The organism is Brucella sp. H1_1004, from assembly GCF_047308065.1.
Taxonomy (GTDB): Bacteria; Pseudomonadota; Alphaproteobacteria; order Rhizobiales; family Rhizobiaceae; genus Brucella; species Brucella pseudogrignonensis_B.
This window is the reverse complement of the sequence record NZ_JAYKZA010000001.1, coordinates 1,296,696-1,308,683: the sequence shown is the minus strand read 5'-3', so window position 1 is coordinate 1,308,683 and position 11,988 is coordinate 1,296,696. Positions and strand designations below refer to the sequence as shown.

Genomic DNA, 11,988 nt, shown 5'->3' with positions numbered 1-11,988 from the left:
GAACGACTATACACTATAAGGGTAAGAACAATGGTTCCTAAAAAGGGCACAGAAGTTCTGAAGCAATCGCGGCGTATTTTTCTAGAAGAGATGTCAATCGCGTTAAAATCAGAACTTGGCGATAGTCGCAAAGCGGCTAAAGAAATCACAAAATGGACAGGGGCAAGTGATCGGACTGCAAAATATTGGTTGTCGGGCGCTCGCGCGCCGAGCGGTTGGCAACTGATTGTTCTGGCCGAGCATTCCGATGCTGTTTTTCAAGCTTTCCTGCGTTTAAGCCGCAGAAATGCGTTCCAAGTGTCCGTAGAATTAAATGTGGCAAAAGCGGCACTGAAACGAGCAACCAACCTCATCGACGGATTGTCTGTTCCTTGAGGATGTCGGGGCAACAGCGGTACCGGAAGGCGGTATCCAACCCTGTTCAGAAAAAATCGCAACTACAACGACTAACAATCCCGGCCCTAGACTAACGTGCAGAACATTGCACGAACGTGGAGACTATGAAATCATGTCATTTTCTGAACAACAGTATGTCGAACAGATAAAGAGAAACGAGGCAAACCGTTGGCTTTTGGAAGTTCTTCCCATAATGAAATTGCCTCAGGCTACTTTGACTGCGGGTTGCTTATTTCAAACAGTATGGAACCTCAAAAGTGGCAATGAACCAAATTGGGCCATCAAAGATTATGATGTCTTCTACTTTGATGCCGAAGATATCTCGTGGGAAGCAGAAGACGCTCAGATTGAAAAGCTAGAGAATTGCTGGGCGATCTTGCAGATAAAGTTGAAATCAGGAACCAAGCTCGTGTCCATCTCTGGTATCAGCAAAGATTCGGTTCCCCTTGTCCGCAACTCAAGCGAGTTGAAGACGGAATTGATCGATACCTGATCAACTGCACTCGGTTTGGGATCGGCATTGAGAGTGGTGCAGTCTACGCTCCGGATGGGTTCGACGACATGCGCACTGGCATTCTGCGCATTAATCCCAATAACCTTCAAATGGATCAATTTCGCAGAAAATGTGCAGACTACCAAGATAGATGGCCATGGCTTTCAGTGGTGCTTGAACTTTATTTTCTGGTGCCAATTATCCGCATCCATTTGCCTTTATAAACCCAGCTGCGCTTGTTAGGCTCAGCCAAACCACAAGCGCTTGGAGGCCACATGACGAAGCAGGCATTTATCATTGGCGGAACCGGGCAAATCGGTCGGGTAGTTGGCCTAAAATTGTTGAAGGAAGGGTGGGGCGTTACCTTCGCAAGTCGTAATGGAAACATTCCCGATGAAGCCGTGAGCTTTGGCGCTAAGGCAATCTTTTTGGATCGTGAACAACCGGGCGCTTTAGCACAGGCCATCGGCCAAGGTGCTGACGCTGTGATCGACACAGTGGCGTTCGACCAAACACATGCAAATCAGTTGCTCGAACTGGAGTCATCAATTGGGCAGTTTGTAGTGATCTCGTCATCGAGCGTTTATCGTGATGCGTCTGGCAGAACACTTGATGAAGCGCGCGAGAATGGTTTTCCGGACTTGCCAGACGGGATGACAGAACAACAGCCAACGGTCGAACCTGGTTCAACGAATTACTCGACAAAGAAGGTTGCGCTCGAAAGACGGCTACTCGATAAAGCTAGGCGTCCCGTTATAATTTTACGTCCCGGTGCAATTCACGGCACGCATTCTTCGCATCCCCGCGAGTGGTAGTTTGTGAAGCGCATGTTAGACGGCCGTGAGGTGATTCCAATCTGTTTTAATGGGAAAAGCCGTTTCCATACGACTGCCGCGCTGAACATAGCCGAGGTGACGAACGCTGCTTTAAACCAAACTGGGAGCCTCATCCTTAATATAGCAGATCCGGGTGCTCCGACCGTTCATGAGATTGGCTCTCACATTGCCAAAGCCATGGGTTGGAAAGGGATACTTAAGCCAATTAATGTCGCCGATGCAGGTAAGGATTCGCTCGTTGGCTGGACACCTTGGTCAGTTCCTGCTCCGTTTACTTTGAGTACTGAAGCCGCACAGAAAATCGGATACATACCGGTTACCGATTATGCGCGTTCAGTTACGAACACTTGCCAGTGGCTTCGAAACTTGTCTGACGAGGACTGGCAACAACGCTTTCCCGCCTTGGCACGCTATACCATTCCCTTATTTGATTACGTCTCGGAAGACGCATACTTCATGGTTAGTCGGTGATTTACTCTCCAAACTCACGCGCCCATTTGCTCAAGCTCAAGCACGTTCCCTTCAGGATCACGTGCATAAGCGATAAAGTAAGGCTTCTCCGGCGTTCCGAAATTTGTAGTTTGCCCGATCTGTGACCCACCCGCCCTGATGATTTTCGAAAGTATATCGTCGAGGTTCTCTATCCGGAAAGAAAGATGACCATAACCAGGTTCATTGACCTTTGGCAGGTCGCGCGAATGGGTGGTCTTATGCTCATGTATCTCAAGGAAGGGCCATTCGAGCTCCGAAAACTTTAACCAGATCGAATAGATCTCGCAATCCGAAAGCCCGTTACCACGTGAGACCTTATCGCCTGATAAAACCCTGGGCTCGCGAAGCAACTCGCATTTCATGACGTCCATATAAAATGCAGCGAGCGTTTCCGCATTCTAGCGACCATATTGATGTGAGCGAGTTTCAAGGCTAAGTACCTTCATCTTTGTTTGAGTTCCTTTTTAATTGCCACGTATGGGAACGCAACGGCCTCGTGCCAAAGTCGATATGTATATTTACAGACACGAGCTGACGTTGAAGACGGATCACAAACTCGAAATTTCGTTCAACACGGACTTGCACGCATCCTTACCGCTCTGTGTTTCTGTATGAATTTCGGACGAGACGACGAGGCGATGAAATCGGACTTCCTCCTCGTTAAAGTTCTTCAACGTTTGCTGTGCCTGAGCGGCGGTTTTCGGGGCGACCGCCGACGAACAGTTTCTCGCCGCCCATTCAATCAGTGTAGCCTCTCTAAGTGGTCGAATTCGAGCCCGTTCAGCGGCGGTGCGAACCTGCAAGTCTTTTTTCGATTGCTCAACAGGGGTAAATACATCCCGCATGGCCAGATCACATGGATCGTCTCCCCGGTCTCGAATTAGCAAGGCGCGTTCCGCATTCAGGGTACGGAAGAGTTCTACAGCGTTGGTATCATTTGTTTCGCTCAAGATAGTCTTGGCGCTCATTGCCCTTTCTGTATTTATAGCGGGAGAGCAATTATCGGCGGTCCATTCTACTAAGGCAGCTTTGTAGAGGCGGTAGACCGGACTTTTTTCCAAAGCTGCCTGCGCATCAGTGGAAACTTCAGTCGTCTCTGCAAGACATTGACCGCTCATTGCCGTGAGCGCAACGAACGCACTAGTAAAGTAGTGACGAATTTTCATTTTAGCCATTCCAGATGAAGAACAACCTCGCAAACATTAATATCGATTATTCGCGGGGATATTAGGGCTGGTTGATAGGATATTGTGGTGGGTGTAGCAGGGACCTGCGGATTTTAGAATTAAACCGCCGATTTGGATTTTTATACGCGAAATAGGAGCCGTGGATTTAGCAGCCGATGGAGCGTTCCTTGATATATTGCCCGCTTGGCGCGGGCATTATCATAATATCCGAGGCTATACTGAGCAGGTTTGCCGAAGAGCTTACAGAAGGGTAACGTTCTCAGCCTTCGATTTACCAGTCTTGCGATCCTGTCCAACGTCATAACTCACTTTATCACCGTCCCGGATGTCTCCGCCTGCCATTATACCAGAGATGTGAACGAATACATCCGGACCACCATTTTCTGGTGTGATGAAACCGAAGCCCTTCTCATGATTGAAAAATTTTACTGTACCTGTAGCCATGCTTCCCTCTTTCGCATTCTTCTGAAAATAGATTTTTATATTTTAAGCAATCTTCTGGCAATGAATTTGGTTATTGCCTCCGAGCGCGGGTAGTCGATTTGGTTTCTCGCAGAAGAATCCTTTTCAGTTGCCTTTCGTTGAGTATCGAATAACGTTCGAGCTTCGCGGCGATTGAAGAAACGGCTTTCGCTTTTTTCTCGATGATGCCGACCGCTCTATCAAACTGGATTCGAAGGATTTCATTCACACGCTGATGGAGATGGGTATTTTGGCGCAGTAGGGTTTCGTCGCACAAATCCATAGTAGCTAAGAAAGCCAGCCCGTTACCCAAGCCGAAGGATGCTTCCATCCGAATTGCAATTCGGGTCGCTTCTGCTAGATCAGATTGAGAGCGGCCGCCGCTGCCATCAGTCGTCTCTCCAAACACAACCTTCTCGGCGGCTAACCCACCCAAAAGTGTACAAATCTGCGCCTCAAAAGCGTTTCTGGTTGTTAGGATTCTATCTGCTCGAATTTGCATCAGTGTGCCGCCGAGATTGCAATCACGGTCTCCGAAGGTTCGCCTGATATGAACGGACACTGGTTTGATGCCAGTAACATCGAACAATTCATCTGCAACGATAGCATGCCCGGCTTCGTGAATGGCTGTTCGGCGGATGTCTTGAATACATACCGGGCGCGGAGAAGGAATATTGATGGCAAGGTCTGACGCGCTTAGAGGGCCTTTCCTCGTTCGTGCGCGGCTCCGTGCTTCTCGCACCAGTCGGGCAATGTCTGCACCGGACGCGCCTTCAATCCTAACAGCGATTTCAGAAATGTCTTCCCCTGGCAGGGCATCTCGCAAATGGTATTTGAGGATTTGTTCCCTTCCGACTGCATCGGGGAGGGGGATGTGAACATGCCGTTCAATTCTTCCAGAACGAATGATCGCAGGGTCAATTGCATTGATGTCGTTGGTCGCTGCAACTACGACGACACCTTCTCGTCCATCCAGACCGTCCAAGCACTGCAAAAATCCATTGATAACCTGCCGCGCGTAATTGGAGTTTCGTCCAGAAAGCTGGGATCGTGTTCCGAAACTGTCAACTTCATCGACAAACAAAATGCATGGCGCTTCCCGTTTCGCCTGCTCAAATGCACGAAGCATCGCTTTGAGCAGGTCGTCTAAGCTACCTTTGGCTTGCCATTGCGCTAGAGAGTGCGCAAACAAGGGGACTCTGCAGGTTCCTGCTAATGCACGAGCAAACAGCGTTTTGCCGACGCCTGGCGGACCACAGAGCAACACACCACGATCAATATCGGCCCAGTCCAGTTCTCGCTTTGCGAAGAGAGCTAGGTCTTCTGCGAGCATTTTTCCCCACGATGCCGCTTCGCCGTATCCTGCGATATTATCGAGGTTGATCTCGTTTTTTGTGCTGATCGCTTTTGCTCCTCTGGTCACGCGATCAAGCTTGTGTTGAACGTCCTGATCACTCCATGATTGATAGATCATCGAAGCCAGGATGCGTAACGAGAACGGGGCAGGGACAGGCAGATCGGAAAATCGAGGCGGAGCTCGAAGACTTTCTTTCGCAATCGATTCACACAGGGAGCCATCGAGCTTCATTTCGATGATATCGTCAGCGGAGTCCAATACTTGTTGTGGTAAGGAAGCTACGTGTTGTGCGAAATAGACGGTTTGCTTGTAGGTGACGTGATCATCACCAAAATCACTGTGTTCCCGCTTTTGGGCTGTTAGTAGGACGATGCTTCGCTGTGACGGCCGTTTCGAATTGTAATAGTCCAACCGACCAAGGGCCTTCTCATAAAGCTCCAGGTCATCTGCATGTTCACATGTCACAACTAGGTCCAGCACTCGTCCCGCGAGTAAATCATGAAGACCTCGCCTTCGAATTTGCCGAATAAGATGCGCAACAGCAAGGCGCAAAGCCAGAGCTTCTGGCGTCTGTTGAAAATTCTGCATTCTGTTTTCTCACAAGGTTTCACAGCATTGAAAGATGGAGACCGGCAGTTGCAGTGCGATATTCGAAACATTGTCATAGATGTCGCCCTCAAAAAATTAACGTAGACCTCTGACTGCAGCGGGTTTACCAAGTCGATAAAATCGGGAATACGTGCGTGCGAAGTGCAACTGCGGATCGACATAAAACAGTTCGCTAGTCGTAATCGGTCTGCGGCTACCTAGCTTCGGATGCTCTAGAACCATTCCTTCCAGGCAAGGCAATGCGCGTGTTGTTCGAACCCAGTCGTTGAGAAGTGGGCTGTTATCCAGAAGGTTCAGGTCCGGTTGTTTGCCCTCGCGTAAAACCCTGAGATCGTTGATCAATTTTTCGAGCGTACTGATCGTTTCAGTTAAATAATTCAGATTGTTCATGGTAAGCCTCCTCGTTATCAGGCATCGAATGCCGATCTGGATAATTCTGATTTTGAAGTTAGGTTAAGTTCTCGAAACCCTAGTTTCCGGGCTTATTCTTTCATTCAGGTCGAATGAAACTTCTCCTGAGAAATAGAGGGCGGCCAAAGCGCTCATGGGCTCACTGGCATTGCGCACCAACTGACAGCAATGTTTAAGAGGTAGAGGACCGTCATCATCTAACGCGGAAAGTAGTCGAAGTCGGTCTCCGAGCGAAACCGTAGATGAGGCAAAGGGAACGAGATCGACGGCATTAAAAATGATTGTTTGTTCAATCATTTTGTAGGTGTGCTGGTCATATAACCAGCCTTCATCCTCTGCCGCCGCGAGAGCCCACTCCGGTGTGTCATGGACATCTACAAGATAGTCGCCGTCCTCTCTCTGAACTGCGAAGTCTGGGATGTGAAATGTCTGTGTTGAACCCAGTAAGATTGGCATGCAGGACCAAGCCAACACATCGGGACTGAGGTCAAAATAGCAAGCTAGGTTTCGAGCCTTCTGTGATCGAAAGAGAGCGCGGCCCCTGCACTTTAAAACAACTGAAGGTGCAAATAAGTTGCTGGCCGCACGAAGATGTGCGTCAGCTAGGACATCATTAATGGAATGGAACATTACATTGCTCCTGAGGACGGCAAACCGTCAATGAACTGCGGGGTTCAAAAACTCAGAAGGTACGTATTCGACGCGCGCGGGTAACAAGCTCAACAGGGAGCACAGTCAGGAACGGGGAAAGGGTGAGCGCGTTTTTCATGATTGGAACATATCAGGAACAAAATCTGAGAGTCAAGGCACCATACCTGCTTTTTTCGATCCAGCATACCATTCACCTGTAGCGGGATTGCAAAGTCCAGGAAGTTTGTACCATTGATGAATTCTAAGGAAATCGCTGACGTTTTCTGTCGCTATCGGAATTTGGTGGCGTATTGAAGCAGCGGCTATTTGCAGGTCTTGACCAAATTTGGGCTTCTTAGATTTTGCGTCTGGTACCCACAGAGATTTCAAGGCTGGCGTAGAGATCATCTGTCCGACTATTCTTGCAGTGATGACGTCTTGATCAAGGCAAACGAGGTCACTAGCGAGCAATCGGTCTAGCCATTTCTCCAGTGCATCCGCGCGGGGCGAGCCCGAGAGCCGGAGATTTTCTATTCCCTTCTGTATCTCGATTACGGTCGAAACAGAGATCGCAAAATAATTGTCCGGAAATCGCTGGGACCATGTGATAAGCTGATGCGGAGGATTCTTGTAAGCAAATTGACTTATGATGCAGGTATCTAGTAGCAGTCGCTCATGCGTTTTCATACTGCACTCGCAAGCGTGGTTAACTGGAAAGCATTATCTGGGCAATTACAAGAATTTGGTAAAATAACCATTAGTATATCTAACGATGGCTCGCAAAAGCTGTCGCTATTAAACATGGGGTGTTTTGTAGATGGGTGCTGGAAAACGTTGGACTATGACTGAATTTATTTCAGCGCCAGATGATGTTTTGTCTCTTGTTGATGCACAAAGTCCGCAATTTTTAGTGTCGGGCAGTAAGGTTTATAAAATTGAAGCCGTACAAGAGGGGCAAACCGAAAATGTAAAAGATATATTATTTCGCGGGGGGCCATTGGATACTAGTGACAGATTAGATTGAGCGGTCTTTGATTGTCTTCTCCAGGACCAGCAGGACATCCTTAATGAGGATTTTAGCTCTGTTCTGGGTGAGGATGTATCGGATCGACCCAATAGACCGTTTCTGGATTTTCTATCGGGTCAACGTCGGTGATGTTCACGATGACCGCTTCGTTGTCAGATCGAACCAAAACGCACTCCAGCACGTTTTCAGGATCAGCGTTTATCTCCTGATGGGGAACATAAGGTGGGACGAAAATAAAGTCGCCTGGTCCGGCTTCGGCAACATATTCGAGCTTGTCTCCCCACCGCATTCGAGCCTTGCCACGCAGAACGAAAATAACGCTTTCCAATGCGCCGTGATGATGCACACCCGTTTTGGCATTGGGCTCGATGGCGACCGTCCCAGCCCAGATTTTCTGTGCTCCAACGCGCGTGATTGATCGCAGCTTGACGAAACATGCCTGGCGTTTGCGCGGTGTTGGGGTCAAGCTGGTCACCCTTTATCACACGCACCCCGTCGTGCTTCCATCGATCTTTATGCTCGTGATGATGGTCATCGCTCATGACACACTCCGTTCCCGCGAGGGGAAATTAAACCTATCGACCGACATGGTCCGACAGTAAATACCTCCAGTCAAGGAGCGGCATCCAAAGATTGATCTAATACTAAAGGGGAAATGATCAGTTTTCCGCTTGATCAACCTTGGAACCTAGGCAATATGGTTTCTGGGCTGGGACGATATGAATTTTCAATTTTGTGGCGAAACCCGATCATTGGTCGGCGAAATCACTGAAGCATTTTTACCTTACGCAGAAGCAGCTGTTTTAAGGCTTCAGGGACTGTATCCAGACGTCAGTTTCTCGCTGGATGGCGATAAAATAACCGTCCGAGAAATCGATGAGCAATCTGTTCCAGCTTTTCGAAGCGTTATAGCCCATCAGATCTATCGCGAGAAGATTCTCGTCGAAACGCTTTCGTTGCGGAAATCCTTGCTGTCAGCGGTCATAAAATGACAGAGGTCTGGCCGCTAAAGTTCAAAGATACGGGTAGTGGATATTTATTCTCAGACGACGCGGGAGGCTTCTTTAAGTCAGATGCGACGTTCCTGAATCGCTATGCAAACGGCAATCTTGCCGAACGCGACTTGACGTTCTTGAAGTCAAATGGCCACGCATTTGAAGAACAGAACGACCTTGCGTGGACTTCATTTGCTTATAGATGGTCGCGACGCCAGGCGGTCGCGGGTGAACTGACGTATTTGATCCTCGTCCCCACACTGCGCTGCAATCTGACTTGTGGCTATTGCCAGGTTTCTCGCGTTTCGGAGACGGCGCAGGGCTTTGATTGGAATGAAGAAGCGCTTGAGGCTGTTCTCCAGTTTCTGAACCAACTTTCGACTACTTCGATCAAGATCGAATTTCAGGGTGGAGAGCCATTGCTCCGGTTGGATATCTTGGAAAAGGTGAGGGCGTTTTGTCGACAGCGTTTCGAGAGTGCTCAGATTGTGGTTTGCACGAATCTGCAAAATTTGACTGAGCGCGAATGGTCCTTCCTGGCAGAAGACGACACTTTTATAAGCACGTCCGTCGACGGAGATCGTAAAACTCACCAACGGCAAAGAACGCATGAGGCATCAAAAACGGACGCGTTCTTCAGGAACCTGAACGAGGCAGTTCGGCGCTTTCCCGAAGGCAAGATTTCAGCATTGCCTACCATTGATGTCGATAATCCTCCTGATCTGGAAGCTTTAATTACGAACTTTGAACAGTTCGGCATTCGATCAATTTACCTGCGGCCGATAAATTATCAGGGGTTTGCCCGTAAACTGAAGCAGCGCGGTGACGTGCTTCAACGCTGGAATACTCTTTATTCCGATTTCATTGATCGCCTGGTCGAACGCAATTTCGCAACTGGATCGGTTTTGGAAGAATACTATTTCAGTCAGTGTCTGAAGCGTATCCTTCGCACCGGATCAGATCAGCATGTGGACCTTCGAAATCCAAACTTCTTCGCATCGGACTATCTGGTCATTGATCATGATGGCGTATTTTATCCAACCGACGAAGCCCGAATGCTGTCACGTATCTGTCGGATTGATCTTAGCATAGGTGACCTCTCATCAGGCTTGGATTCCACAAAGATTGCCGCTATCAACGTCTCGTCGCTGAATAATTTCGACCCAGATTGCATTCATTGCGTCTATCAACCTTTCTGCGGGACTGATGTCGTCGATGATCTGTCGCGCTATGGTCGTATTGATGTCCCTCGGCACGAAACATGGTTCTGTGGTCGCCACACTGCGATTTTCGATAAGGCTTTCAAGTTTCTATACAGCAATGACGAAGCAATTCGATTTTCCGTCGCACATTGGCTCGGTATCGCCGATTGGAGCCCTCAGATGGTTGAGGTGCACACATGATACCGCTCCGTATCAAAGCAAAGACAGATGCGTCGGAGCCCTTTGTTGTTAGACTATGGGCAGATCGACCGTTGGACGAGCCGTGGGTCGATGAAGCTTTCGAAGCAATTCTCGTAGCAGATTCAGATGGCGACAGCATCTTCGAAGGGAAGGCAGGCCGAGTAACAATCTCAGGCATTTTATCTTCTGATCTCAATGGGGACGTGCTCCTTGTCAATCCGAGAAGGGGTGTCGCAGATCGTCTTGTTCGCAGAAACTCGCCTCATAATACGTTCGTAATTACCGAGCGATGTGACCAGCTTTGCGTGATGTGTTCCCAGCCCCCGAAACAGCATCATGTGGATTTGTTTCCATACTTCGAAGCCGCAGCATTGTTGGCTCCGCGCAACGCAGTAATCGGATTGTCGGGTGGTGAGCCAACTCTGTACAAGGCTCAGCTTTTCGGACTTCTCGGCCGTGTAATGCAACAGCGGCCCGATATCAGCTTTCACATTCTGACAAATGCTCAGCATTTTGCTAACGAGGATCTATCCGCTCTAAGCCAGATTGATCTCAGTCGTGTAATTTGGGGCGTCCCTCTTTATTCAGCAGATTCTTGCGTGCATGACGAGATCGTCGGCAAAGCTGGGGCTTACGAGCAGTTGCAGAAAAATCTGGCGCTGATGGCACGTGCTGGATGTCGGATCGAACTCAGAACCGTGCTGATGGGCCCGAACGCAGAGCACCTGCCGGAACTGGCGAGATTCATTACAACGATGCTGCCCTTTATTGACGTTTGGGCCATCATGCAGATGGAAAACATTGGTTACGGCAGGAAAAATTGGGACGCGCTATTCTTCGACAGTTCTGATCAATTTATGGGACTAGCTACGGCATTGAACATCGTCCAAAGTCGAGGGCTGGAAGCAAAATTATACAATTTTCCACTCTGCACTGTGCCAGTGGCTTACAGATCGCTGGCTCCGGCTACGATCTCGGACTGGAAGAAGACTTTTCTAGAGGAATGTGATGGATGTTCGATGAAGGAAGCTTGTGGGGGCTTCTTTGAATGGCATCCGCGTAATCACGGTTACAGGGCGTTGGGGGTATTATGAAAAAGAAGGTATTCGCAATTCCATCTTTGCTGGCCGCTGGGTTCTTGCCAGCGGAAGCGGTGGCAATGCCACCAAAGCCGTCCATAGATGACGGAGGAAGCTCGAAATCTCTATTCGATGTTTTCAGGATGGACCACGACTACACTCTGGCTGGCCACAGAAGCCACAGTTCACACCGGTCACATAGCAGTCACCGTTCCTCAACCGGCGGCTATTCCTATCGAGCGCCTTCTTACAGTGCGCCGTCCCGGAGTTATGCGGCACCGCTTTATAATCCGCCTGTTAACACTGCCCCTGCGCCGTCGCCCCAATATTATCCATCAGCGCCATCTGGATCTGGTGCGACAGGTGGCACAGCGATGCCGCTAAAGACGCTCCCTGGCAATAGCGATAAGTTCAAGGAAGTCGTGAAACAGGTCCAACTCGCGATGCTTGCCTACGGCTATTACACCGGTGACATTGATGGGCTTCTGGGGCCAACAATGAAAACAGGGCTGCAAAGGCTTCAAGGCGATTATGGATTGAAGGTTACGGGAACAATCACGCCTGAAACCCTTGACGCTCTCCGTATTTCAGCCAAGTAAAGTGAGTAACGG

General features: G+C 49.1%; 17 protein-coding genes and 1 pseudogene. 10 read left to right on the top strand and 8 right to left on the bottom strand.

The annotated features are described in order from the left end of the window. Positions 1-30: 30 nt before the first annotated feature. The 5 genes from U2P60_RS06275 (at position 31) to U2P60_RS06255 (ending at position 2,196) form a co-directional block, all read left to right on the top strand. Positions 31-375: a hypothetical protein gene (locus tag U2P60_RS06275; protein ID WP_339439321.1), complete on the top strand. Its 345-nt coding sequence runs from the start codon at positions 31-33 to the stop codon at positions 373-375. A 133-nt stretch (positions 376-508) separates the two neighbouring features. After that, a complete protein-coding gene (locus tag U2P60_RS06270; RefSeq protein ID WP_413571840.1) occupies positions 509-889 on the top strand; it encodes a nucleotidyltransferase family protein in 381 nt (126 codons plus the stop codon). Then, complete coding sequence (locus U2P60_RS06265) at positions 790-1,113, top strand: nucleotidyltransferase family protein (protein ID WP_413572009.1); 324 nt, start codon at positions 790-792, stop codon at positions 1,111-1,113. The genes U2P60_RS06270 and U2P60_RS06265 overlap by 100 nt, the downstream gene beginning before the upstream one ends. A gap of 51 nt (positions 1,114-1,164) precedes the next feature. After that, complete coding sequence (locus U2P60_RS06260) at positions 1,165-1,704, top strand: NAD-dependent epimerase/dehydratase family protein (RefSeq protein ID WP_413571839.1); 540 nt, start codon at positions 1,165-1,167, stop codon at positions 1,702-1,704. A 12-nt stretch (positions 1,705-1,716) separates the two neighbouring features. Continuing rightward, the gene (locus tag U2P60_RS06255) at positions 1,717-2,196 is read left to right on the top strand and encodes a hypothetical protein (RefSeq protein WP_413571838.1); all 480 of its coding nucleotides are present in this window, start codon (positions 1,717-1,719) and stop codon (positions 2,194-2,196) included. Positions 2,197-2,210: 14 nt separating this feature from the next. Here U2P60_RS06255 and U2P60_RS06250 read toward each other — a convergent pair whose 3' ends face one another. The 7 genes from U2P60_RS06250 to U2P60_RS06220 form a co-directional block, all read right to left on the bottom strand. Further along, positions 2,211-2,588 (bottom strand): VOC family protein, encoded by a 378-nt coding sequence (locus tag U2P60_RS06250; protein ID WP_413571837.1) that lies wholly within the window; start codon positions 2,586-2,588, stop codon positions 2,211-2,213. 177 nt (positions 2,589-2,765) lie between these two features. After that, on the bottom strand, positions 2,766-3,383 hold the full coding sequence (locus U2P60_RS06245; protein ID WP_413571836.1) for a hypothetical protein: 618 nt from the start codon (positions 3,381-3,383) through the stop codon (positions 2,766-2,768). Positions 3,384-3,644: 261 nt separating this feature from the next. Further along, positions 3,645-3,848, bottom strand: a complete 204-nt coding sequence (locus U2P60_RS06240) for a cold-shock protein (RefSeq protein WP_413571835.1) — start codon at positions 3,846-3,848, stop codon at positions 3,645-3,647. A 70-nt stretch (positions 3,849-3,918) separates the two neighbouring features. Beyond that, positions 3,919-5,811, bottom strand: a complete 1,893-nt coding sequence (locus U2P60_RS06235; RefSeq protein ID WP_413571834.1) for an AAA family ATPase — start codon at positions 5,809-5,811, stop codon at positions 3,919-3,921. A 96-nt stretch (positions 5,812-5,907) separates the two neighbouring features. Further along, the gene (locus U2P60_RS06230) at positions 5,908-6,222 is read right to left on the bottom strand and encodes a DUF6634 family protein (RefSeq protein WP_413571833.1); all 315 of its coding nucleotides are present in this window, start codon (positions 6,220-6,222) and stop codon (positions 5,908-5,910) included. A gap of 63 nt (positions 6,223-6,285) precedes the next feature. Further along, positions 6,286-6,873, bottom strand: a complete 588-nt coding sequence (locus U2P60_RS06225; protein ID WP_413571832.1) for a hypothetical protein — start codon at positions 6,871-6,873, stop codon at positions 6,286-6,288. Positions 6,874-7,044: 171 nt separating this feature from the next. Further along, positions 7,045-7,560 (bottom strand): hypothetical protein, encoded by a 516-nt coding sequence (locus U2P60_RS06220; RefSeq protein ID WP_413571831.1) that lies wholly within the window; start codon positions 7,558-7,560, stop codon positions 7,045-7,047. Positions 7,561-7,714: 154 nt separating this feature from the next. Here U2P60_RS06220 and U2P60_RS06215 point away from each other — a divergent pair, with 154 nt between their 5' ends. Further along, complete coding sequence (locus U2P60_RS06215) at positions 7,715-7,897, top strand: hypothetical protein (RefSeq protein WP_413571829.1); 183 nt, start codon at positions 7,715-7,717, stop codon at positions 7,895-7,897. Positions 7,898-7,949: 52 nt separating this feature from the next. Here the strand turns inward: U2P60_RS06215 and U2P60_RS06210 are convergent. Then, positions 7,950-8,442, bottom strand: a pseudogene (locus U2P60_RS06210) (cupin domain-containing protein). A 210-nt stretch (positions 8,443-8,652) separates the two neighbouring features. Here U2P60_RS06210 and U2P60_RS06205 point away from each other — a divergent pair. The 4 genes from U2P60_RS06205 (at position 8,653) to hxsA (ending at position 11,976) form a co-directional block, all read left to right on the top strand. Beyond that, a complete protein-coding gene (locus tag U2P60_RS06205; protein WP_413571828.1) occupies positions 8,653-8,892 on the top strand; it encodes a hypothetical protein in 240 nt (79 codons plus the stop codon). After that, positions 8,889-10,298: a His-Xaa-Ser system radical SAM maturase HxsB gene (gene hxsB, locus U2P60_RS06200; protein WP_413571827.1), complete on the top strand. Its 1,410-nt coding sequence runs from the start codon at positions 8,889-8,891 to the stop codon at positions 10,296-10,298. The genes U2P60_RS06205 and hxsB overlap by 4 nt, the downstream gene beginning before the upstream one ends. 71 nt (positions 10,299-10,369) lie before the next feature. Next, positions 10,370-11,392 (top strand): His-Xaa-Ser system radical SAM maturase HxsC, encoded by a 1,023-nt coding sequence (gene hxsC, locus U2P60_RS06195; protein ID WP_413571826.1) that lies wholly within the window; start codon positions 10,370-10,372, stop codon positions 11,390-11,392. After that, positions 11,389-11,976, top strand: coding sequence for a His-Xaa-Ser repeat protein HxsA (gene hxsA, locus U2P60_RS06190; protein ID WP_413571825.1), 588 nt, complete (start codon positions 11,389-11,391; stop codon positions 11,974-11,976). The genes hxsC and hxsA overlap by 4 nt, the downstream gene beginning before the upstream one ends. The last annotated feature ends 12 nt before the right edge of the window (positions 11,977-11,988 follow it).